The following is a 20,025-nucleotide window of genomic DNA, read 5'->3' on the forward strand; positions in this document are numbered from 1 at the left end:
TCGATGGTTTCCCGCCTCGGATGGAGTTTTCGTCAGATGACAAGGACAGGATGTTCGGAATATGCATGGGGCTTCTGTATTGCGCTGTTCAGCCAGCTTTGCTGGGCCGATTCTTCATTCGACCTGGGGGAATTCAGTGCGCAGGCTACCCTGGGAACGACATTCGTTCCGCCCTTATTGACGACGATGGGGTCCGGCTATGTGAGCGATACCCGGCCGTTCGAAGGAATGTTCGTATTCAAGAAATACGCGTATGCCCGCGAGGACGCCGCCGCCTTCGTGGCTTCGGCGGGTGTTATCGACGGCGCGCAGTTGGAGCGTGCCTGGCGCGACTATCTTGCCGGTGTCCCTGGACCCAGGCTGGAACGGAAAGCTTTCGCGGCGGGCGTGCTGGCCTGGAGCGCAGCGGAGTGAGGTGGGCAGAGTGCTCCTCCCAGCGGAGGGCGCGATGCGCAGCCAGGTCGGGGAACCGGCTGACCGGGTGGGTCGACCAGATGGAGAGTGAGGAGGACAACGATGGATATCGTCCGGCTCGGTGATAGCACCGACCACGGTGGCACGGTTATAGAAGCGTTCGGCCAGACCGATCTCAACGGTAAGCCGATGGCCGGGGTTGGCCACCAGGTGGTTTGCCCCTTGTGCAAAGGGACCTTCCCCATTATCGAAGGCAGCGCACTGCTGGATGTGGACGGGGTGCCGGTGGCCCTGCACGGGATGAAGACGGCCTGCGGTGCCAGCCTGATCGCCAGCGGGCCGTTGGGAGCGGCGGAGAACTGAGGGATGCAGGGGAGCCAGCCTACCCGGCGGAGTGACGTTGCGTCGCATGCCGCTGCCGTCGCCCTGGACTCGGGCAAGTTCCGGGAACTCCTGCTGCGGTATGAATTGCAATGCCTGGACGATGAATGGAAAGGCTGGTCGCGCAAGTACCGCTTCCGTTGCCGGCAAGGCCATGTCTTCGACAGGAGCGCCGATGCGCTTGCCCGCGCCAGGACCGACGCCTGCCCGACCTGTGCGGCGGAGCTGCGCAACCGGCGCCTGTCCGATGCCACCCGTGCGGCGGGAGTAACCTGCCTGGAAGCGGGTTGGCTTGGAAGCAAGGCGGGCCATCGCTGTCGATGCCCGGCCGGGCACCATTGGTTGCGGACGGGCGAGCAGTTGCTTCGGCGGGCGCAATGCCCCCATTGTCATCGCCAGTCCACGCAGGACCACAGGTTGCAGCAGCTCGAGGCACAGGCTGCCCGCCACGGCGGGGAGTGCCTGGTCGACAGGTTCGCCGGGCTGAACTGGCGCTATTCGTTCCGCTGTCGCCAGGGCCATGAATGGAAAGCCATGGGCGCGGCGGTGTTGCGCGGGTCCTGGTGCCCGGTGTGCGCCAGGGAGCAGCGGCTGCTGAAGGCGAGTGGGACGCGGAAGAGGAAAGCGTCCTCCGCATAACGCCGCGCCACCGTCTTTCGCCGATGCCGCCCCGCCGCCAACTCGGCGCGGCGGGTTGCCGGAGTCCGGACATTCGCCAATTCCCCACGGATGCGCTTTGCTAAGGGAAGTGCGCCGGGCACACCGTTCGTCGCCCGTCGTCGCCTCGTGGCGGGCAGCCCCTGCCGGTGCCGCGGCGGTTGCGGTTACAGTTCGGTGACGGGCCGGGTACGCAGCTTACGGGACGAGGGGCGAAGGGAGTGGCGAACAGATGACGATAATGAAAGGTACCTGGCTGTTGCTGGCCGCCCTTTGCCTCGGCGCCAGCGCCACGGCCCAGGCCGGGGCGACGCTGGATGCGGTGAAGCGCAAGGGCTACCTGCAGTGCGGCGTCAGCGATGGCCTGGCGGGGTTCTCCTACGCCGACGCCAAGGGCCGCTACCAGGGCCTCGACGTCGATTTCTGCCGGGCGCTGGCCGCCGCGCTGTTCGGCGACGCCGGGAAGGTGCGCTTCACCCCGCTGTCCACCACCGAACGCTTTTCCGCGTTGCAGTCCGGCACGGTCGACCTGCTGTCGCGCAACACGTCCTGGACCAGCGCGCGGGACACCGCGCTGGGCATCCACTTCACCGGCGTCACCTATTTCGACGGCCAGGGCTTCCTGGTCAACCGCCGGCTCGGCGTGTCCAGCGCCCGCGAGCTGAAGGACGCGACGGTGTGCATCCAGTCCGGCACCACCAACGAGCTGAACGTGGCGGATTATTTCCGCGCCCACGGCATCCGCTACAAGGCGGTCCTCGACGACAGCTACGAGAAGAGCGCCCGCGCCCTGGAGGCGGGGCAGTGCGACGTGCTCAGCTCCGACCAGTCGCAGCTCTACGCCCAGCGCCTGAAGCTGGCCAAGCCGGAGCAGTACGTGGTGCTGCCGGAAGTGATCTCCAAGGAGCCGCTCGGCCCAGCCGTGCGCCAGGGCGACGAGGCCTGGTTCAACATCGTCCGCTGGACCCTGTACGGCCTGCTCAATGCCGAGGAACTGGGCGTCACCTCGAGTAACGTCGAGCGCCAGGCCAGGGACAGCCGCAACCCGGACGTCGCCCGCCTGCTCGGCAGCGAGGGTGACGTCGGCAAGGACCTGCAGCTGCCGCGCGACTGGGTGGTGCAGATGGTGCGCCAGGTCGGCAACTACGGCGAGATCTTCGCCCGCAACGTCGGTGACGGCAGCCCGCTGAAGATGCCGCGCGGGCTCAACGCGCAATGGAATCTCGGCGGCCTGCACTATGCGCCGCCGATCCGCTGACCGGCGGGGGCTGGCTGAACTCTCGCCAGCACCGACAATCCGATAACAGACAGACGCACCGGTGCCGGTGCACTATAGAGCGACGTGTCATGCCGAACACCGAACAAGAGAAATGCCCGTGAACCTATCGATGACTCCCATCAACAAAGCCAAGGCCTGGGGCGTCCACGCCGTCACCGCCAGCGGCGTGATCCTGGCCCTGCTGGCCCTGCTCGCGCTGGTCGACAACAAACCCCAGGCCTGCCTGCTCTGGCTCGGCGTGGCGCTGCTGGTGGACGGCCTCGACGGCACCCTGGCGCGCAAGTACGAAGTCAAGGAGATGCTGCCGCACTTCGACGGCTCGGTACTCGACCTGGTGATCGACTACCTGACCTACGTGTTCATCCCGGCGATCTTCATCTACCGCTACATTCCCCTGCCGGAGCACTTCGAGCTGCTGGCGGTGGGGGTGATCCTGGTCTCGTCGCTGTTCTGCTTCTGCAACGTCAACATGAAGAGCACCGACAACTACTTCGTCGGCTTCCCGGCCGCCTGGAACGTGGTGGCGGTGTACTTCTACGTGCTCGACCTGCACCCCTGGGTCAACCTCGCCACCGTGCTGGTGCTGGCTGCCCTGACCCTGACCCGGATGAAGTTCCTCCACCCGTTCCGCGTGCGCCAGTTCATGCCGCTGAACATCGCGGTGACCTTCGTCTGGCTGATCAGTAGCGGCCTGCTGATCGTCCAGCAGCCGGCCGACCTGCCGCTCCTGCTCGGCCTGTGGTTCGCCGCCTCGGCCTATTTCGTCGGCATCTGCCTGTGGCGCAGCGCCCGCGAGTGGTTCGGCTGAACCGGCCTGGGCGGCAACGGCGTTCCCGTGCGGGGACGCCGGATGAACTTCCACTCTCCGCAAGGGAGCCCCCATGGACCATCCCAACGCCGAACTGATCGTGCGCTTCTACCAGGCCTTCCAGCGCCTCGACGGCGAGGCCATGGCGGCTTGCTACGCGCCGCAGGCGACCTTCCACGACCCGGCCTTCGGCGAGCTGCGCGGGCGCGAGGTAGGCGACATGTGGCGCCTGCTGGCCAGCCGGGCCCGGGATTTCCGCCTGGACTACGCGGACGTCCGCGCCGACGGGAACGAGGGGCGTGCGCAATGGGTGGCCCACTACCTGTTCACCCAGACCGGGCGCAGGGTAGAGAACCGCATCGAAGCCCGCTTCCGTTTCGCCGATGGCTTGATCGTCGAGCATCGCGACCATTTCGACCTGTGGCGCTGGAGCCGCCAGGCGCTCGGCCTCACGGGCCTGCTGCTGGGCTGGACGCCGCCGCTGCAGCGGGCGATCCGCCAGCAGGCGCGCAAGGGCCTGGCCGCCTACCAGGCAGCCCATCCGGCGGCCGGCTGAGGCTGGCGGTGGCCGAAGCGCGGATAATCTCCTAAGCTCGCCGCGGACAACCCGCAGGACGCCGCGATGATCACGCTCTTCCAGTTCCCCGCCGCATTCAACGTTCCCAATGCCAGTCCCTACTGCCTGAAGCTGGAAACCTGGTTGCGCCTGGCCGGCCTGGAGTACCAGGTGAAGGTCGTCCGCGATCCGCGCAAGGCACCCAAGGGCAAGCTGCCCTACGTGCGTATCGACGGCGAGGCGATCGGCGATAGCGAAATCATCATCCGTACCCTCGACGAGCGTTACGGGGTCACCCTCGACGCCGGCCTGGACGCCCGCGGCAAGGGCTGGGCACGGGCGATCACGCGTCTGTGCGACGAACACCTGTACTACCTGATGCTGTATTTCCGCTGGTTCGACGAGGACAGCTGGCGGGTGCTCAAGCCGGTGTTCTTCGGCGCGCTGCCGTTCGGCGTGCGCGACGCGGTGGCGGCGCTGATGCGCCGCAGGGTGGGCCATACCCTCAAGGCCCAGGGCCTCGGCGCCCACAGCCGGGACGAACTGCTGGCCTTCGCCCGCGACGACCTCGATGCGCTGGATGGCCTGCTCGGCCAGGTCCCGTACTACGGCGGCGAACATCCGTGCAGCGCCGATGCCGCCGCTTACGGTATCCTCGCCAACCTCATCGAGGCGACCCTGGATACCCCGCTCAGCCATGTGGCGCGCGGCTATCCGCGCCTGGTGGCATATTGCGAGCGGATGCGGGAGCGGGTCTGGAGTGAGTGAGGCGACGGCCGCCACGGTGGCGCTCGGGAAGAGCTGGTCGGTGTACCTGGTAAGGGCGGCAAACGGCGCGCTGTATTGCGGCATCAGCGACGATCCGCTGCGTCGCTTCGATACCCACTGCAGCGGCAAGGGCGCTCGCTTCTTCCATTCCAGCCCGGCACGCGCGCTGGTCTACGTCGAGGCCTGCGCCAGCAAGGGCGATGCCCTGCGCCGCGAGCGGGCGATCAAGGCCCTGAGCAAGCGCGCCAAGGAGCGCCTGTTGGTCGGTGTACCGGTGTTGCGCGAGGTCGGCGAGCCGGCAATCTAGGACGTTCATCTGCGGTCATGGGGTATTCGTGGGTTACCTGAAGAATCATTGGTGGAAACGCTGGATCCGCCGCCGCGGCTGCAAGCTCGCCGGCGGCCCGGCCAGTGTCGGCAAGCGCACCACGCTGGTGCTCGAGGAGCGCGTCGAACTCGGCCACCTGCGCATCGTCCCGCCGAGGCTGGAGATCGGCGCCTACAGCTATGTGCGCAGCGGCACCGACCTGTCTCTGGTGGCGTCCATCGGACGTTTCTGCTCGATCGGCTCGGACTGCTTCATCGGCCAGGAAAAACACACCCATCCCAGCGACTGGGTGAGCAGCCATCCGTTCCAGCACACCGGCACCGCGCTGCGCTACGAGCCGGCGCCGAGCTACGCGGAGATCGGCCACGACGTCTGGATCGGACACAGCGCGATGGTGATGGAGGGGGTCAAGGTCGGCACCGGGGCGATCATCGCCACGCGTGCCGTGGTGACGCGCGACGTGCCGCCCTACGCCATCGTCGCCGGCACGCCGGCGCAGGTGATCCGCTACCGGCATCCGCCGGAAATCGTCGAGCGCCTGCTCGCCTCGCGCTGGTGGGAGCTGGATACTTCCTTCCTCACCGGCTTGCCGCTGGACCGACCGCAGGATTTCCTCGCCGCCCTGGAGGCGCGCGCGGCGCCGCGCGCGACGTACCGGCGGATGACCATCACCCGCCAGGGCTGCCGGCTGGACTGAGCGGATCCGCCGCGGGGGCGTCATCGCCCTCCGCGATGGGTTGCGCTTCATGTCCCGGATTGTCATAGGCGCGTTTTCCCCGCCGCGCTAAGCTGGTGTTTCACATCCGCCTGGAGGCGCCCATGTCAGAGCTGATCCTGCATCACTATCCCACTTCGCCCTTCGCCGAGAAGGCGCGCCTGCTGCTCGGTTTCAAGCAACTGTCCTGGCGCTCGGTGATGATTCCGCCGGTGATGCCCAAGCCGGACCTGGTGGCGCTGACCGGTGGCTACCGGAAGACCCCGGTGCTGCAGGTCGGCGCCGACGTGTATTGCGATACCGCGTTGATCGCCCGTCGCCTGGAGCAGGAAAAGGCGGTGCCGGCGCTGTTTCCCGAAGGCCGGGAGATGACCGCCGCGAGCTTCGCCCAATGGGCCGATGCGGTGCTGTTCCAGCACGCGGTGAGCCTGGTGTTCGCTCCGGAATCCATCGCCGTGCGCTTCGGCAAGCTGCCGCCGGAATTCCTCAAGGCCTTCATGGCCGACCGCAGCCAGCTGTTCAGCGGCGGCAGCGCCAGCCGCCTGTCGCTGGAGCAGGCGCGCCACCAGTGGCCGGGCTTCATGGCGCGGCTGGAACGCCAGCTGGCGCGCGAGGAGGGCGACTTCCTGTTCGGCGAGCCATCCGTCGCCGACTTCGCCGTGGCACACTGCCTGTGGTTCCTCAAGGGCACGCCGGTCACCGCGCCGCTGGTGGATGACTATCCGCAGGTGCAGGCCTGGTTGGGCCGGGTGCTCGGCTTCGGCCACGGCGCGCCGGCCGAGATGAGCGCGGAGGAAGCCCTGGAGGTGGCCCGCGGCAGCCAGCCCGCGGCATTGCCGGACGAATCCTTCAACGATCCCAACGGCTTCCTGCCCGGCCAGGCGGTGGCCATCGCCGCCACCGACTACGGCGTCGACGCGGTACAGGGCGAGCTGCTCTTCGCCGGCAGCGAAGAACTCATCCTGCGCCGCGAGGATCCGCGCGCCGGCACGGTGCATGTGCACTTCCCGCGCCTGGGCTTCCGCATCGAGGCGCGCTGAGGCATGTCGGCGGGGCCCCCCTGCCGCGGCCGGACGCCGATCCGTCGCAGTGCGCGTTGCCCGGGGCGAGGCCGGACCGCGACGCCGGCACCAAGCTGTGCGCCGCAGTGCTCGGCGCCAACGACGGCCTGGTGTCGAACCTGTGCCTGGTAATGGGCGTGGCGGGGGCGAGCATGGCGCATTCGTCCATCGTCCTCACCGGGCGGGCCGGACTGGTGTCCGGCGCCTGCTCGATGGCGCTCGGCGTGGGCCTGGGCTGAAAACCCTTCGCCTGCGGCGCGTGCCGCCTTACACTGCGGAGCCCGGCCGGCGTGGCCGGGAACAGGAAAAACCGACCAGGGAGTGGCCATGAACGCCTACGACATCGAAATCGTCAACGACGCCGCGCACGCCGGCGAAGCCAACCACGGCTGGTGCTTCGGCCTGCCGCCGGGCATCCGTCCGGAGCAGTGGCCGCTGGATCCGGACACCGGCTATCCGCTGATGCACGGCTTCACCCTGCTGCTGCCGGAGGACTACCGGGTGCATGGCCCGGAGATCGTCGCGCTGAGCTTCTTCGCCCTCGCCCCGGACCAGAACGACGGTGGACCGACCAGCGTCGACGGCATTCGCGAGATGCTCATCGATCCGCCCGCGCAACCGCCGGCCGAAGCGGAACTGCGGCCGTTCTGGGAGGCCGGGCGCAATAGCCATCCGCGTTTGCATCGGATGGAGGACATCCTCGGCGGCGCCTATGCGGTGATCCTGCTCGACGCCGCTGAATTCAGCGGCGCGCCCTGCCAGCCGCCGGCGCTGCCGGCGGGCAACCAGCTGTTGGCGCAGACCGAGCCGCCGCAGTGGCTGGAGGCTGGTTCGGCGGCCAGCTTCGTGCCGGACTGGGCGGAGGACGACTACTACCTGCTGCGTGCCCTCGGTGGCCGCCCGGCGGCCGGCCACCAGCAGCGCTACCCGCTGCGCTGGACGGCGCGGGTGCAGGATCCCAACGCCGGGGTGGTGCCCAGCGAATACGGCGACGGCGGCTACCAACTGCCGCACTATTGGCTGGACGGCAAGATCGAGCGCGACAACTACCGCGAGCATCCCTGGGTGGAAGGGCACCTGCCGAACCATATCGGCGGCACCATGCGTCCGGTGCAGGGCGTGCCGGAGATGAGCCCGTTCTACGTGGAGTTCGAGGAATACCTGGGCGGCTACAACTTCGGCGGCGGCAACGCCCAGCTCGATTTCCGCGACATGCGCTTCGACTGGGCCTGCGGCTGAGGAGGGAAGGGGAGCGCCGGCGGCGCTCCCGGGCGGCGCGGCTCAGTCCTTGCGCCGCTTGAGCTGGTCCTTCAACTGGGTCGGCAACTGGCGGATGATGAGCATGTCGCGCTCTTCGTCGTACTCCACCTTTGAGCCCAGCAGGTGCGCCTCGAAGCTGATCGACAGGCCTTCGGCGCGGCCGGTGAAGCGACGGAACTGGTTGAGGGTGCGCTTGTCCGCCGGGATTTCCGGCGACAGGCCGTAGTCCTTGTTGCGGATGTAGTCGTAGAACGCCCGTGGTTGCTGGTCGTCCATCAGTTCGGAGAGCGCGTCGAGGGTCATCGGCTCGCCGATGCGCGCCTGCGAGGTGGCGTAGTCGACCAGCGTCTCGGTTTTCTCGCGGGCCTGTTCCTCGGCCATGTCCTCGCTTTCGACGAAGTCGCTGAAGGCCTTCAGCAGGGTACGCGTCTCGCTCGGCGAATCGACCCCTTCCTGGCAGCCGATGAAGTCGCGGAAGTAATCGGAGACCTTCTTCCCGCCCTTGCCCTTGATGAACGAGATGTACTGCTTCGACTGCTTGTTGTTGCGCCATTCGGAAATGTTGATCCGCGCGGCCAGGTGCAACTGGCCGAGGTCCAGGTGGCGCGACGGGGTGACTTCCAGCGATTCGTTCACCGCCACGCCTTCGCTGTGGTGCAGCAGGGCGATCGCCAGGTAGTCGGTCATGCCCTGCTGGTAGTGGGCGAACAGGACGTGGCCGCCGGTGGAGAGATTGGACTCCTCCATCAGCTTCTGCAGGTGCTCGACCGCTTCGCGGCTGAAGCCGACGAAGTCGCGGTCACCCTCCAGGTACTCGCCGAGCCAGCCGCTGAACGGGTAGGCCCCGGACTCGCCCTGGAAGAAGCCCCAGGCCTTGTTCTTGGCGTTGTAGCTTTCGTTGAGGTCGGCCAGCAGGTTCTCGATGGCCTGGGAGTCGCCCAGCTCGGCGTCGCGCGCGTGGAGCACGGCCGGGGTGCCGTCGGGCTTTTTCTCGATCAGGTGGACGATGGCGTGATGGATCGGCATGTCAGGTTCGACCTTTCAGGTAATCGGCGGCGCCGCGCAGGTTTCCGCGACGCTGCGGGACACGCCGCTGGCGCGCCCGCGGATCGGCCAGTTTACCCGAGGTTGCCGGCTTCTGCCTGCGTCGCCTGGCGTTCCTGCAGGCCGTGCAGGCGCCTGATCACGAAGTTCAGGTGCAGGTGCAGCTCGTACAGCTCGTGGTAGTAGGAGAGCGGCACCTCCACGGTGTTCAGCTCGCTCTCCAGCTTCTCCAGCCGTTCGATCTCGCTCCTCAGCTGCTCGGCGTCGGTGCCGCTGTCGAGCTTGCGGTCGATGTCGCGGATGTAGCGGTACCAGCGGTAGATGCGTGCGCGGATGCGCCAGCGGTACAGCGGGCCGATGGACTTCATCAGCGGAATGAGGATGGCGATGAACGGAATCAGCAGGATGATGTAGCGGTCCGCCAGGGAGGCGATGCGGAACGGCAGGTAGCGCTGCAGCAGCGGCAGGCCGCTCTTGTAGTAGCGTTCGGCGTCTTCGTGCAGGCGCAGGGTGCGCGGCTCGGCGCTGGGGAAGGCACCGGGCTTGTCGAGCAGCGTGCCGTCCTTCATCACCTCGCGCGCGGCCTCCAGCACCAGCGGGACCAGTGCCGGGTGGAAGCGCTCGTTGATCACCAGGGTGGCCACCGGCGACAGGGTGCTGATGTTGCGTTCCGGCACGTTGCGCGGCAGGTTGAGCAGGCCCTCGCCGACCTCGACCCGCTTGAGGAACGGCAGGCGCGCCTCGTAGGCGGCGCTGCGGCGGAAATTGGCCAGGCGCAGCTGGTCGCTGTCGGCGAGCTTCTGGATCGCCGGGTTCTCCGCCGGCCCGACGAGGAACGCGGCGTCCAGCTTGCCGGCCAGCAGATCGTCTGCCACCGCGTTGCCGCCGCGCGCTTCCCAGGTGATCGGATAATGCCCGGGGGCGATATCGTTGGCCTGCAGGATCGCCTCGGTGGCGGCGCGGGTGCCGCTGCCATCGCTGCCGATGGCCAGGCGCAGGTGCAGCAGGTCGCTGATCCGGTCGATGTGCACGTTGCTGCGGTGGAACAGCCAGAGCGGTTCCTGGTAGACCGCGCCGAGGGTCTGCAACCGGCGCACCTGCCTGGCGTCGAGCTGGCGTTCCTGGCCGCTCTGCACCAGGGCGATGTCGACCTCGCCGTCGCCGAGCAGGCGTTCCAGGTTGTCGCGCGAGCCGGCGCTGGGCACCAGCTTCAGTTCGAAGCCCTGCTCCCTGAGCTTCTCCCGGAGCTTGCCGGCGAACACGGCATAGCCGCCGCCCTCGGCGCCGGTAGCCATGGTCGCGCTCATCGGCGGTGGCGGGGCGACGAAATAGAACACCGCGGCGACCAGGGCGGCGATCACCGGGATCAGCCAGAGGTTGGCGCGGATCAGGATGGCGAGGTCCTTGAGCAGGTGCTTGATGCGATTCATGAGCGGTCCTTGTGCTGCTCTCCAGAAGGGCGTGGGGGACGCGGCCAGGCGTCCTCCACAGCGTAGTCGAGGGTCACCGCGGGGCGGCGCGGAACTGCCGGCCGAGCACCCGGTGGCGGTGACGGAAGATGCGGGTGAGGAACCAGCGTACCAGCCCGGCGGCGAACAGCGGGCGCACGGTCAGTTGATCGACCAGCAGGCATTCTCCCGCGCCACCGGGGCTCGGCAGGATGCGTCGCTCGTGGCGCCAGAGACGCATGCCGGTCATCGGCGACTGTTCGATGAAGCCCTGGCCGGGCGTCAGCTCCAGCAGGGTCAGTTGCGAGGTGCCCAGCGGCAGCACGCCGAACAGGCGCATGCGGCTGCGAAACAGCGGTCGCCGCGGCTCCACTTCGAGGTCCGCGAGGCTGCGGACACCGGGCGGTACGCTCATGCTCAACAGCGGGCGCATCTCGCGGAGAATCCCGTCCACCGAGGTGATCCATCGCCAGAGCTGTTCCGGGCTGGCCTGCAGGCGCGATTCGAAATGCAGGCTGATGTTCATTGCGGGCTCCTGCTAGGGTTGAGGGAGGGCGCGCTGTCCATGGCGTCCGTGCCGTGCAAGCCTAAGTCAGACGAACCGAGACGTCGAACCGAAGGAGGACGCCATGCTGATCCGCGCCGCAACCTCGACCCTGCTGCTGGTCGACATCCAGGAACGCCTGCTGCCGGCCATCGACCACGGCCCGGCGCTGGTCGAGTACAGCCAGTGGCTGTTGCGCGTGGCCCGCGCGCTGGACGTGCCGGTGCTGGCCAGCGAGCAGTACAGCAAGGGCCTGGGGCCGACGGTGGCGGCCCTGCGCGACGAACTGGACGCCACGCAGATCCTCGAGAAGCTGGACTTTTCGGCCGCCGCCGACGGCGCCCTGCTGCGCGCGCCCGGCGGCGACCGCCGGCAGTTCGTGGTCTGCGGCAGCGAGGCGCACGTCTGCGTGCTGCAGACCGTGCTCGACCTGCTTGGCCGCGGGCGCGAGGTGTTCGTCGTGGAGGAGGCGATCGGCTCGCGGCGGCCGGGCGACAAGGCGCTGGCCGTGGAGCGGATGCGCCAGGCCGGAGCGATGATCGTGTCGCGGGAGATGGTCGCCTTCGAATGGATGGAACGCGCCGGCAGCGAGCGCTTCCGCGAGATCAGCCGCAACTTCATTCGCTGAGCGGCGGCTGCTCGGCCTGGTAGCGCCGGGCCTCCTCGCGCAGCCAGTCGGCGAAGGCCTGGTGACGCTCGCTCGGCGCCTCGCGCTGCGGCCAGACCAGCCAGTAGGGATAGGGGTAGGGCACGCGGATCTCGCCCAGTTGCACCAGGCGGCCCTCGGCGAGGGCGCCGGCGACCAGGCTGCGCCGCTCCAGGGCGATGCCCTGGCCCAGGCGCACGGCCTCCAGCAACAGGTTCGAATCGTTGATCAGCAGCCCGTGCTGCGGTTCCGCCACGCCGGCGCGCTGGCACCAGAGCGCCCAGGATTCGGTGGAGCGCAGGGTCGGGCAGGCGACGATCTCGCTCGGCGTGCGTGGCAGGCGGCCGCCGTTGAAAGCGGGCGCGGCGACCATCAGCAGTTCGTCGTCGAACAGCCGTTCGCAGCCGACCCCTTCCCAATCACCCTTGCCGATCCGCACCCCAAGGTCCGCCAGGCCCTGGCGCAGGTTCTGCACGTCGAGGCTGGCGATCAGTCGCACCCGGCACTGCGGATGGCGCTGGCGGAAACGCGGCAGGCGCGGCAGCAGCCAGTTCAGGCCGAAGGACGGCATTACCGTGACCACCAGCTCACCCTCCCGCGGACGCGCCCGCACCACCCGCGTGGCGTCGGCGATCTCGCCCAGCGAGGCGCGTACCTGCAGGGCGTAGAACCGGCCGTTCTCGCTCAGGCGCAGGCCGCGCCCCTCGCGGACGAACAGGGCCAGGCCGAGGAGGTTTTCCAGCAGCTTGATCTGCTGGCTGATCGCCGAGTGAGTGACGTGCAGCTCGCTGGCGGCCTGGCTGATGCTGCCGAGCCGGGCGACCGCTTCGAAGCTGCGCAGCGCAGTGAGGGGAGGAAGGTCGCTCATGTAAGTTTTTCTAAAGGATTCGCTGAATTTATCTCGATATTTTTCGCGCTGTGCAACGACTAGAGTGATTTTTCCAGGCGCTGCCCTCTTAGCGGCGCTTAATCATCGACAAAGGATGCCGCGATGCAACTGATCGGTATGCTGGATTCGCCTTTCGTCCGCCGGGTCGCCATCGCCCTGCGCCTGCTGGACCTGCCCTACGAACATCGGCCGCTGTCGGTATTTCGCAATTTCGAGGCGTTCAGCCTGTTCAACCCGATGGTCAAGGCGCCCAGTCTGGTGCTCGACGACGGCACCGTGCTGATGGATTCCAGCCTGATCCTCGATTACCTGGAGTGCCTGGCCGGCCCGGAACGCAGCCTGCTGCCGCAACGGCCGGAGGTCCGTGCACAAGCGCTGAGCCTGATCGGCGCGGCGCTGGTGGCCTGCGAGAAATCGGTGCAGATCTACTACGAACTGAACCTGCGCCCCGAGGAGCGCCGCCACGGCCCCTGGCTGGAGCGGGTGGAAGGGCAGTTGCTGGCGGCCTTCGACTGGCTGGAGGCGGCGCTGCGCCAGGAACCGCTGGCGCGCGACGGCGGCCTCGACCTGGTCGGGGTGACCGTCGCGGTGGCCTGGCGCTTCAGCCAACTGGTGGTCGCCGAGCGGGTCGTCGCCGGCGAATACCCGGAACTGGCGGGCTATTCGGATTATGCGGAGGGGTTGCCGGTGTTCCTGGAGACGCCGCCGGTCTGAACCACCGGGCGTGAAGGGCGGCAACTGGTGTCGATACATGAGCTGGTCGACATGGTCGATGCGCTGTTGCGGTTGTCCGCGGCAGAGTTCGTGCGGGGCTGGCTCCGCCGACGATTGGCTATGGGCGTTTTCGAGATGTGGAGAGGCATCAGTCGCCGGACCATTTTTCCAGGAGAATCGAAACGAACTTTTCCGCGGCGGGCGAGAGCGAAGCACCACGGCGGTAGACCATCCCGAGGGTGCGTGTGACCTGCGGTTCGATCAGCGGGATGCTGACCAGGGTCGGGTGGTCATCCGCTGGCATGGCCAGGCTGGGCATCGCCGAGACGCCCAACCCAGCTTCGACCATGCCCAGTGAGGTGGACAGGTGCTGGACCTCGTAGAACCATTTGGGGCGCCAACTGAGGCCGGAGAGCGCGTGGTCGAGCAGCATGCGATTGCCGCTGAGCCGGCCTACGCCGATCAGGCGATAGTCGGCCAGTTCGGTCCAGGTCACCGAGGCGCGCCCGGCCAGCTCGTGGTCCCGTCGGCAGGCCAGCACGAAGTGTTCCTGGACCAGGGGGACGAATTCGATGTCAGGGTGCTGGCCGCTCATCATGTTGATGCCGAAGTCGGCCTCGCCGCGCAATACGGACTCGAGTCCATCGTTGGCGCTCAGATCCAGCAGGCGGATGCGGATTTTCGGGTATTGCTCGTTGTAGAGGCGGATCACGGACGGCAGGAAGTAGAAGGCCGCCGTGGGGATGCAGGCAAGGGTGACCTGCCCCGTCTGGCGCTCCGCGAGTTCACGAATGCTGAGGATCGAGTCTTCGAAGTCGTCGAGCAGGCGGCGAGCCTTGGGCAGAAAGTCACGGCCGACGCTGGTCAGACTGACGCGCCGGGTAGTGCGATCGAGGAGAGGCGTGCCTAGCCCTTCTTCGAGTTTCTTCATCCTCCGACTCAGGGCTGGTTGGGACAGGTGAAGCGCGTCGGCAGCTTCATGAAAGCTGCCGAGTTCTGCGATTTTCACGAAAGATTTAAGATCTTGCAGCTCATATTCCATGATTCTTCTGTCGATCCCCAGATAATTATTGATTTGTTAAACGCAATAATCTGGCTGATATTTGCATTGGATTGATTTATACGCCTCTGTCACTCTTGTTTCAAACACATCAATCATGCCAATTGATCAACAAGAGTCAGTGGAAATGCAACGAATCCCTTGTGTCCTGATGCGCGGCGGTACTTCCAAAGGCCCGTTCTTCCATGCCCGGGACCTGCCTGCCAATATCGCTGAGCGTGACGAGTTGTTGATCGACCTGATGGGCTCGGGCCACGAACTGGAAATCGACGGAATCGGTGGTGGCAGTCCGCAAACCAGCAAGGTAGCCATCGTCAGCCCGTCGCCGCACCCCGAGGCCGATGTCGATTACCTGTTCGTCCAGGTGATGGTCGGCCAGCGCCGGGTCGACACCGCGCCCAACTGCGGCAACATGCTTTGCGCCGTGGGGCCGTTCGCCATCGAGCAAGGCCTGGTCGAGGCCCAGGCTGGCAAGACGCTGGTGCGTATCCGTAATCTCAATACCAACACCTTCGTCGATGCGCTGGTCGAGACCCCTGGAGGGGTGGTTCGCTACGAAGGCCGCACGGCGATCGATGGCGTGCCAGGCACGGCCGCCCCTGTGCTGCTGACCTTCCTTGATGCGGTAGGCAGCAAGACGGGCAGGCTGTTCCCCACCGGCAGCGCGCTGGACGTGATCGACGGGGTGGCGATCACGTGCATCGACATGGCTATGCCGATGATGATCGTCGAGGCTCGCCAGTTGGGCGTCTCAGGCTCGGAAACCCCGGCCTGGCTGGATGCCGACACCCGCCTGTTGCAGCGCCTGGAGGCACTGCGCCTGCGGGCGGGCAGGGCAATGGGGCTAGGCGATGTCAGTGGCATGGTCATTCCCAAGCCGGTGCTGATTTCCCCTCCGCAGCACGGCGGTACCCTCCAGGTGCGCTACTTCATGCCGCACAACTGTCATCGTGCGTTGGCCATTACCGGGGCCATCGGCCTGGCGAGCGCCTGCGTCAGCCCGGGAAGCGTGGCCATGCGCATGATCGGCGATAGGGCCTGGGACCTGACAGAGGTTCGCCTGGAACATCCCTGTGGCGTGATCGACGTGGCACTTTCACGCAGCGGCACGGAAGGACAGACGATCCAGGCTTCGGTCGTGCGTACCGCGCGGCGCCTTTTCTCGGGCTTCGTCTATGTATCGAGCCAGCGCAAGCTGGCTGGCTGAAGCACAGGCTGTGTAATCCCCAAAGCGCATCCGAACAATTTCAACAATGGGTGATGCCTCATGAAACTCGTCAAGTCGTTGTACTTCCAGATTCTCTGCGCCGTTGTGCTGGGTGTGCTGATCGGTCATGTATGGGCGGACCAGGCGGTCGCGTTGAAGCCGCTGGGCGACGCCTTCATCAAGCTGGTCAAGATGATGATCGCGCCCGTGGTGTTCTGCACCATCGTCACCGGCATCGCCGGCATGACCGACAAACGCTCCCTGGGATGCCTGATGGGCAAGACGCTGCTGCTGTTCCTGGTGCTGACCGTGATCAGCCTGGCGATCGGTCTGGCGGCGGTCTCCCTGTTCCGTCCAGGGGACGGCATGAATATCGACCCTTCCACCCTCAGTACCGAGGGACTTGGCCAGTACGCGGCCTCGGCGGCCAGGCTGAGCGTGGTCGACTTTTTCATGCACATCATTCCCGCGACCTTTGTCGGTGCGTTCGACAAGGGCGAGGTGCTGCCGGTGCTGTTCATCGCGGCGCTGTCGGGATTCGCCCTGTCGTCGCTGGGCGAAAGGGGGCGGCCGCTGCTGGTGGTAATCGAGTCTGCTTCGCAGATGGTTTTCCGTATCTTCGGCTACCTGATGCGTTTCGCCCCGGTCGGCGCCTTCGGCGCCCTGGCCTTTACCGTCGGCCAGTACGGCATCAGCTCGCTGGGAGCGCTGGCCAAGCTGATCGGTACCCTGTACATCGCCTGCGCCTTCTTCGTGCTGGTGGTGCTGGGCGGTATCTGCCGGGCCCACGGCTTCAGCCTGTGGAAGCTGCTGCGCTACCTGCGCGAGGAATTCCTGGTGGTGCTGGGCACATCCTCCACCGAGCCGGTGTTGCCACGAATGCTGGAAAAACTCGAGGCGCTGGGCTGCAGGAAGGGCGTCGTAGGGTTGGTGCTGCCTACGGGTTATTCCTTCAACCTCGACGGCACGGCCATCTACCTGTCGCTGGCCGCCGTCTTCATCGCCCAGGCCTGCGACATCGACCTGACGCTGGGTCAGACCATCACCATGCTCGCCATCATGCTGCTCTCGTCCAAGGGGGCGGCCGGAGTGACCGGCAGCGGTTTCGTCGCCCTGGCTTCGACCTTGACGGTCATCCACGACATTCCGCTGGCGGGGCTGGCGCTGCTGATCGGCATCGATCGCTTCATGTCCGAAGCCCGGGCTCTGACCAGCCTGGCGAGCAACGCGGTAGCCACCGTGGTGATTTCCCTGTCGGAAAATGCCTGCGAACGGGAAACCCTGGTGCGCGTCCTGGATGGTTCTGCACCGATGGTGTCGAACCGCCTCGAGGCAGACTGGTCGAGCGAACCTCAGCGCAACGCCTGAGCACGTTCCCAGCCTATCCATAGTCGACTTACGATCCCGCCCGCTGCCTTTTCGAGCCCGGTCGGGGCTGGGGGCCGTCTGCCCGGCGGGCGGCCACAGGAACAATAAGAACAAGAGATGCAAACCATGCTCGCACTTCTGGGCCTGCTCATGGTGGTGACCTTCACCTGCCTGATCATGAGCAAACGCTTGTCGCCGATCGTTGCCCTGACCTTGGTGCCGATCGTCTTCGCCGTGATCGGCGGCTTCGCCCCCGACCTCGGCAAGTTGATGCTCGATGGGCTGAAAATGGTCGCCCCGTCGGCCGCGCTGTTGCTGTTCGCCATCCTGTTCTTCGGCCTGATGATCGACGCCGGCCTGTTCGACCCGTTGATCCGCAAGATACTCAGGCGCGTCAACGGCGATCCCATGAAGATCGCCGTCGGCACCGCGTTGTTGTCCTTGCTGGTGGCGCTCGACGGAGACGGTACCACCACCTACATGATCACCTGCGCCGCCATGCTGCCGCTGTACAGGCGCATCGGCATGGACCCGATGATCCTGGCCACGCTGTCGATGCTGTCGCTGAGCATCATGAGCGGACTCAGCCCCTGGGGCGGGCCTGCGACCCGCGCCATCGCCGCCCTTGGCCTGGATGCCTCGGAATACTTCATACCCATGCTGCCGACCATGGTCGGCGGCGCCGCCTGGGTTGTATTCAGCGCGTTCCTGCTTGGCCGCTCCGAACGCAGGCGCATCGGCAACGTCAGGCTCGAATCCGGTGGTGGCGATTGCTACATCGAGGCGATCCTGGAGGCCACTCCACACAAGCGTCCGCGCCTGGCCTACATGAACCTGGCGTTGGTCATCGCGGTGATGGCCGCGCTGGTCCTGGGGGCGATGCACGCCGCGATCCTGTTCATGATCGGTTTCGTCGCCGCGCTGATGATCAACTACCCGGCGCTGGAGCAACAGAAGCAGCGCATCCAGGCTCACTCCGGCAACGCCATGACGGTGGTGTTGCTGGTATTCGCCGCCGGCATCTTCGCCGGCATCTTTTCCGGCACCCGGATGGTCGATGCACTGGCCCAGGCGCTGGTCGGCTGGATTCCCGACGCCTGGGGACACTGGTTCCCGCTGGTGGTGGCGCTGACCAGCATGCCGCTGACCTTCGTGCTCTCCAACGATGCCTACTACTTCGGCGTGGTGCCGATCCTGGCCAACGCGGCCGCCGCCTATGGCATCGACCCGGTGGAAATCGCCCGCGCCTCGGTGCTGGGCCAGCCGGTACACCTGATGAGTCCGCTGGTGGCCTCGACCTTGCTGCTGATGGGGATGGTCGATCGTGACATCGGCGATTTCCAGCGAGCGACGGTCAAGTGGGCGGTGCTGACCTCGCTGGTCATCACCGCGCTGGCTCTGGCCACCGGCGCGCTGTCCTTTTTCGTCTGAGCGAAGCCCGGCGCCGATAACCGAAAGAGGGTACTTTGCATGTCGTCACTCATACTGCGCGGGGCCGCCTGCGGCCTGCTGTGCGCCTGGCTGTCCGCTGCCGGCGCAGCCGGGTTCATCGAAGAGAGCAGGCTCAGGCTGCAACTGCGCAATGTCTATTTCAACGAGAACTTCCGTGACGAACACGGCATGAGCCCGCGCGCCGCCGCCAATGCCAGGAGCGAGCGTGTCGAGTGGGCGCAGGGGCTGCTGTTCGACTACCAGTCCGGCTACACCGAAGGTTCGCTGGGACTGGGGATCGACACCCTGGGCCTGCTGGGCGTGCACCTCGATTCCGGCCGGGGCCGCGCCGGCACCGGCTTGTTGCCGGTACACGACGATGGTCGTGCGGCGGACGAGTTCGGCAGTCTCGGCGCGACCCTCAAGGCACGACTCGGGCAGACGGTGCTCAGGCACGGCACCCTGTTGCCGAAGAATCCCCTGCTGATCTACAACGATGCGCGCCTGCTGCCCCAGACGTATCGGGGTACCCAACTGACCAGCAGCCCCATCGATGGCCTCAGTCTGGACGTGGGCTATCTGGACCGTTTCAAACTGCGCGATTCCACCGATAGCACCGGCTTGTATGCCGACGCTCATGCAGGCCGGGGATTCGGTGGCTTCGCTTACGCCGGTATGGAGCGCTCCGTCGGCGAACGCCTGCGCTTGAGCTACTTCCATGGCCAACTGGAGCATTTCTACCGGCAGGATTTCGTCGGCATGCAGCACGACCTGGCATTGGCTGGCGGCCTGCTGACCACGGACCTGCGTTATTTCCGCAGCCATGACATGGGTGCGGCCCATGCCGGGGGTATCGACAACGACATGTTCAGCGGGCAACTGGGCTTCAGGCACTCCGGGCACGTCTTCGGCGCGGGATACCAGTGGCTCGATGGTGAGGCGGGGTTGCCCTATGTCAGCGGAGCTACGGTGTATTCGTTCAGCAATGTCGGCATCGGCAAGTTCATCGGAGAGGAAGAGAAGACCTGGATGGCCAGATATTCCTATGATTTCGTGGCTGCGGCTGTGCCGGGGCTGACCTTCATGGTGCGCTATCTGGGCGGTAGCAACGGCCGTTCCGGCGAGCGCGGAGAGAAAGAGTGGGAACGTGATGCGGAGTTGGCCTACGTGGTGCAGTCGGGGCCTGTGAAAGGACTGGGGGTGAAACTACGCAATTATGTCTACCGTTCGGATTTTTCCCGAGGGCGCGACAGCAACCGGATCTACCTGACCTACGATATCGCCCTCTGGTAGCGCAACCACAGTCGTTGTGGGGACGCCTTCAATCTCCTGGAAGAAGGCCTGGCTGGCCACGACGCCGGCTATCACTCCACCGCACTGAGCCGGTTGTCGTCAGGCGCTTCGGGTAGGGCACGATATCCTCCGCGTTCGGCGGGTCCGGAATCGA

At 66.4% G+C, this 20,025-nt stretch carries 22 protein-coding genes and 1 pseudogene; 18 read left to right on the forward strand and 5 right to left on the reverse strand.

The genetic code is table 11. The annotated features are described in order from the left end of the window. Positions 1 to 3 precede the first annotated feature (3 nt). The 12 genes and pseudogenes from PSPA7_RS32615 to PSPA7_RS06010 all read left to right on the forward strand — a co-directional run bounded on the left by PSPA7_RS32615 (position 4) and on the right by PSPA7_RS06010 (position 8,206). On the forward strand, positions 4 to 414 hold the full coding sequence (locus PSPA7_RS32615; RefSeq protein ID WP_228380088.1) for a DUF2388 domain-containing protein: 411 nt from the start codon (positions 4 to 6) through the stop codon (positions 412 to 414). A 102-nt stretch (positions 415 to 516) separates the two neighbouring features. Further along, the gene (locus tag PSPA7_RS05960) at positions 517 to 777 is read left to right on the forward strand and encodes a PAAR domain-containing protein (RefSeq protein WP_033997057.1); all 261 of its coding nucleotides are present in this window, start codon (positions 517 to 519) and stop codon (positions 775 to 777) included. Between the two features lie 3 nt (positions 778 to 780). Next, positions 781 to 1,434, forward strand: a complete 654-nt coding sequence (locus PSPA7_RS05965; protein ID WP_033997054.1) for a hypothetical protein — start codon at positions 781 to 783, stop codon at positions 1,432 to 1,434. A gap of 250 nt (positions 1,435 to 1,684) precedes the next feature. After that, a complete protein-coding gene (locus tag PSPA7_RS05970) occupies positions 1,685 to 2,710 on the forward strand; it encodes an amino acid ABC transporter substrate-binding protein (RefSeq protein ID WP_012074525.1) in 1,026 nt (341 codons plus the stop codon). A 112-nt stretch (positions 2,711 to 2,822) separates the two neighbouring features. Further along, on the forward strand, positions 2,823 to 3,539 hold the full coding sequence (gene pcsA / locus PSPA7_RS05975) for a phosphatidylcholine synthase (protein ID WP_023443016.1): 717 nt from the start codon (positions 2,823 to 2,825) through the stop codon (positions 3,537 to 3,539). A gap of 73 nt (positions 3,540 to 3,612) precedes the next feature. Continuing rightward, entirely contained in the window at positions 3,613 to 4,095 is a 483-nt protein-coding gene (locus PSPA7_RS05980; RefSeq protein WP_012074526.1) for a nuclear transport factor 2 family protein, read from the forward strand. A 66-nt stretch (positions 4,096 to 4,161) separates the two neighbouring features. Continuing rightward, a complete protein-coding gene (locus PSPA7_RS05985; RefSeq protein ID WP_012074527.1) occupies positions 4,162 to 4,863 on the forward strand; it encodes a glutathione S-transferase C-terminal domain-containing protein in 702 nt (233 codons plus the stop codon). After that, complete coding sequence (locus tag PSPA7_RS05990) at positions 4,856 to 5,170, forward strand: GIY-YIG nuclease family protein (protein ID WP_003152939.1); 315 nt, start codon at positions 4,856 to 4,858, stop codon at positions 5,168 to 5,170. The genes PSPA7_RS05985 and PSPA7_RS05990 overlap by 8 nt, the downstream gene beginning before the upstream one ends. A 28-nt stretch (positions 5,171 to 5,198) precedes the next feature. Beyond that, entirely contained in the window at positions 5,199 to 5,888 is a 690-nt protein-coding gene (locus PSPA7_RS05995) for a CatB-related O-acetyltransferase (RefSeq protein WP_012074528.1), read from the forward strand. 122 nt (positions 5,889 to 6,010) lie between these two features. Further along, a complete protein-coding gene (locus tag PSPA7_RS06000; RefSeq protein WP_012074529.1) occupies positions 6,011 to 6,946 on the forward strand; it encodes a glutathione S-transferase family protein in 936 nt (311 codons plus the stop codon). Beyond that, a pseudogene (locus tag PSPA7_RS06005) lies at positions 6,943 to 7,191 on the forward strand (VIT1/CCC1 transporter family protein); the annotation flags it as partial. The gene PSPA7_RS06000 and the pseudogene PSPA7_RS06005, both read left to right, overlap by 4 nt. Positions 7,192 to 7,294: 103 nt before the next feature. Further along, positions 7,295 to 8,206: a hypothetical protein gene (locus PSPA7_RS06010; RefSeq protein WP_012074531.1), complete on the forward strand. Its 912-nt coding sequence runs from the start codon at positions 7,295 to 7,297 to the stop codon at positions 8,204 to 8,206. Positions 8,207 to 8,248: 42 nt separating this feature from the next. Here PSPA7_RS06010 and yejK read toward each other — a convergent pair whose 3' ends face one another. The 3 genes from yejK to PSPA7_RS06025 form a co-directional block, all read right to left on the reverse strand. Beyond that, entirely contained in the window at positions 8,249 to 9,253 is a 1,005-nt protein-coding gene (yejK, locus tag PSPA7_RS06015) for a nucleoid-associated protein YejK (protein ID WP_003092908.1), read from the reverse strand. Positions 9,254 to 9,345: 92 nt separating this feature from the next. Continuing rightward, on the reverse strand, positions 9,346 to 10,701 hold the full coding sequence (locus PSPA7_RS06020; RefSeq protein ID WP_012074532.1) for a TAXI family TRAP transporter solute-binding subunit: 1,356 nt from the start codon (positions 10,699 to 10,701) through the stop codon (positions 9,346 to 9,348). Between the two features lie 73 nt (positions 10,702 to 10,774). Next, positions 10,775 to 11,245 carry an Rv1443c family protein gene (locus tag PSPA7_RS06025; protein WP_012074533.1) on the reverse strand — a complete coding sequence of 157 codons (471 nt, stop codon included), beginning with the start codon at positions 11,243 to 11,245 and terminating at the stop codon, positions 10,775 to 10,777. A gap of 103 nt (positions 11,246 to 11,348) precedes the next feature. Between PSPA7_RS06025 and PSPA7_RS06030 the strand changes: the two genes are divergently transcribed. Continuing rightward, entirely contained in the window at positions 11,349 to 11,891 is a 543-nt protein-coding gene (locus PSPA7_RS06030; RefSeq protein WP_012074534.1) for a hydrolase, read from the forward strand. On the opposite strand, the gene PSPA7_RS06035 is transcribed toward PSPA7_RS06030, so the two are convergent. Then, positions 11,881 to 12,777: a LysR substrate-binding domain-containing protein gene (locus PSPA7_RS06035; RefSeq protein ID WP_012074535.1), complete on the reverse strand. Its 897-nt coding sequence runs from the start codon at positions 12,775 to 12,777 to the stop codon at positions 11,881 to 11,883. The genes PSPA7_RS06030 and PSPA7_RS06035 overlap by 11 nt on opposite strands. A 123-nt stretch (positions 12,778 to 12,900) precedes the next feature. Here PSPA7_RS06035 and PSPA7_RS06040 point away from each other — a divergent pair, with 123 nt between their 5' ends. Beyond that, positions 12,901 to 13,512 carry a glutathione S-transferase gene (locus PSPA7_RS06040; protein WP_012074536.1) on the forward strand — a complete coding sequence of 204 codons (612 nt, stop codon included), beginning with the start codon at positions 12,901 to 12,903 and terminating at the stop codon, positions 13,510 to 13,512. Positions 13,513 to 13,660: 148 nt separating this feature from the next. Here PSPA7_RS06040 and PSPA7_RS06045 read toward each other — a convergent pair whose 3' ends face one another. Next, complete coding sequence (locus PSPA7_RS06045) at positions 13,661 to 14,554, reverse strand: LysR family transcriptional regulator (protein ID WP_003151833.1); 894 nt, start codon at positions 14,552 to 14,554, stop codon at positions 13,661 to 13,663. Between the two features lie 145 nt (positions 14,555 to 14,699). On the opposite strand from PSPA7_RS06045, the gene PSPA7_RS06050 reads away from it, so the two are divergent. The 4 genes from PSPA7_RS06050 (at position 14,700) to PSPA7_RS06065 (ending at position 19,871) form a co-directional block, all read left to right on the forward strand. Further along, complete coding sequence (locus tag PSPA7_RS06050; protein ID WP_071535386.1) at positions 14,700 to 15,779, forward strand: 4-oxalomesaconate tautomerase; 1,080 nt, start codon at positions 14,700 to 14,702, stop codon at positions 15,777 to 15,779. Positions 15,780 to 15,839: 60 nt separating this feature from the next. Further along, positions 15,840 to 17,147 carry a C4-dicarboxylate transporter DctA gene (dctA, locus tag PSPA7_RS06055; protein ID WP_012074538.1) on the forward strand — a complete coding sequence of 436 codons (1,308 nt, stop codon included), beginning with the start codon at positions 15,840 to 15,842 and terminating at the stop codon, positions 17,145 to 17,147. Between the two features lie 126 nt (positions 17,148 to 17,273). Next, a complete protein-coding gene (locus PSPA7_RS06060) occupies positions 17,274 to 18,578 on the forward strand; it encodes a CitMHS family transporter (protein WP_012074539.1) in 1,305 nt (434 codons plus the stop codon). A 39-nt stretch (positions 18,579 to 18,617) separates the two neighbouring features. Beyond that, a complete protein-coding gene (locus tag PSPA7_RS06065; protein ID WP_012074540.1) occupies positions 18,618 to 19,871 on the forward strand; it encodes an OprD family porin in 1,254 nt (417 codons plus the stop codon). Positions 19,872 to 20,025 lie beyond the last annotated feature (154 nt).

It is taken from the genome of Pseudomonas paraeruginosa PA7 (genome assembly GCF_000017205.1).
GTDB lineage: Bacteria > Pseudomonadota > Gammaproteobacteria > Pseudomonadales > Pseudomonadaceae > Pseudomonas > Pseudomonas paraeruginosa.

What these genes read in the sequence shown, in the direction of transcription:
- PSPA7_RS05985 (WP_012074527.1), top strand. Translation starts at nt 4,162, where the DNA reads ATGATCACGCTCTTCCAGTTCCCCGCCGCATTCAACGTTCCCAATGCC.
- PSPA7_RS06040 (WP_012074536.1), top strand. Translation starts at nt 12,901, where the DNA reads ATGCAACTGATCGGTATGCTGGATTCGCCTTTCGTCCGCCGGGTCGCC.
- PSPA7_RS05960 (WP_033997057.1), top strand. Translation starts at nt 517, where the DNA reads ATGGATATCGTCCGGCTCGGTGATAGCACCGACCACGGTGGCACGGTT.
- PSPA7_RS06025 (WP_012074533.1), bottom strand. Translation starts at nt 11,245, where the DNA reads ATGAACATCAGCCTGCATTTCGAATCGCGCCTGCAGGCCAGCCCGGAA.
- PSPA7_RS06050 (WP_071535386.1), top strand. Translation starts at nt 14,700, where the DNA reads ATGCAACGAATCCCTTGTGTCCTGATGCGCGGCGGTACTTCCAAAGGC.
- PSPA7_RS32615 (WP_228380088.1), top strand. Translation starts at nt 4, where the DNA reads ATGGTTTCCCGCCTCGGATGGAGTTTTCGTCAGATGACAAGGACAGGA.
- PSPA7_RS05965 (WP_033997054.1), top strand. Translation starts at nt 781, where the DNA reads ATGCAGGGGAGCCAGCCTACCCGGCGGAGTGACGTTGCGTCGCATGCC.
- pcsA (WP_023443016.1), top strand. Translation starts at nt 2,823, where the DNA reads ATGCCCGTGAACCTATCGATGACTCCCATCAACAAAGCCAAGGCCTGG.
- PSPA7_RS06020 (WP_012074532.1), bottom strand. Translation starts at nt 10,701, where the DNA reads ATGAATCGCATCAAGCACCTGCTCAAGGACCTCGCCATCCTGATCCGC.
- PSPA7_RS06030 (WP_012074534.1), top strand. Translation starts at nt 11,349, where the DNA reads ATGCTGATCCGCGCCGCAACCTCGACCCTGCTGCTGGTCGACATCCAG.
- yejK (WP_003092908.1), bottom strand. Translation starts at nt 9,253, where the DNA reads ATGCCGATCCATCACGCCATCGTCCACCTGATCGAGAAAAAGCCCGAC.
- dctA (WP_012074538.1), top strand. Translation starts at nt 15,840, where the DNA reads ATGAAACTCGTCAAGTCGTTGTACTTCCAGATTCTCTGCGCCGTTGTG.
- PSPA7_RS06065 (WP_012074540.1), top strand. Translation starts at nt 18,618, where the DNA reads ATGTCGTCACTCATACTGCGCGGGGCCGCCTGCGGCCTGCTGTGCGCC.
- PSPA7_RS06045 (WP_003151833.1), bottom strand. Translation starts at nt 14,554, where the DNA reads ATGGAATATGAGCTGCAAGATCTTAAATCTTTCGTGAAAATCGCAGAA.
- PSPA7_RS06035 (WP_012074535.1), bottom strand. Translation starts at nt 12,777, where the DNA reads ATGAGCGACCTTCCTCCCCTCACTGCGCTGCGCAGCTTCGAAGCGGTC.
- PSPA7_RS06060 (WP_012074539.1), top strand. Translation starts at nt 17,274, where the DNA reads ATGCTCGCACTTCTGGGCCTGCTCATGGTGGTGACCTTCACCTGCCTG.
- PSPA7_RS05980 (WP_012074526.1), top strand. Translation starts at nt 3,613, where the DNA reads ATGGACCATCCCAACGCCGAACTGATCGTGCGCTTCTACCAGGCCTTC.
- PSPA7_RS05970 (WP_012074525.1), top strand. Translation starts at nt 1,685, where the DNA reads ATGACGATAATGAAAGGTACCTGGCTGTTGCTGGCCGCCCTTTGCCTC.
- PSPA7_RS06000 (WP_012074529.1), top strand. Translation starts at nt 6,011, where the DNA reads ATGTCAGAGCTGATCCTGCATCACTATCCCACTTCGCCCTTCGCCGAG.
- PSPA7_RS06010 (WP_012074531.1), top strand. Translation starts at nt 7,295, where the DNA reads ATGAACGCCTACGACATCGAAATCGTCAACGACGCCGCGCACGCCGGC.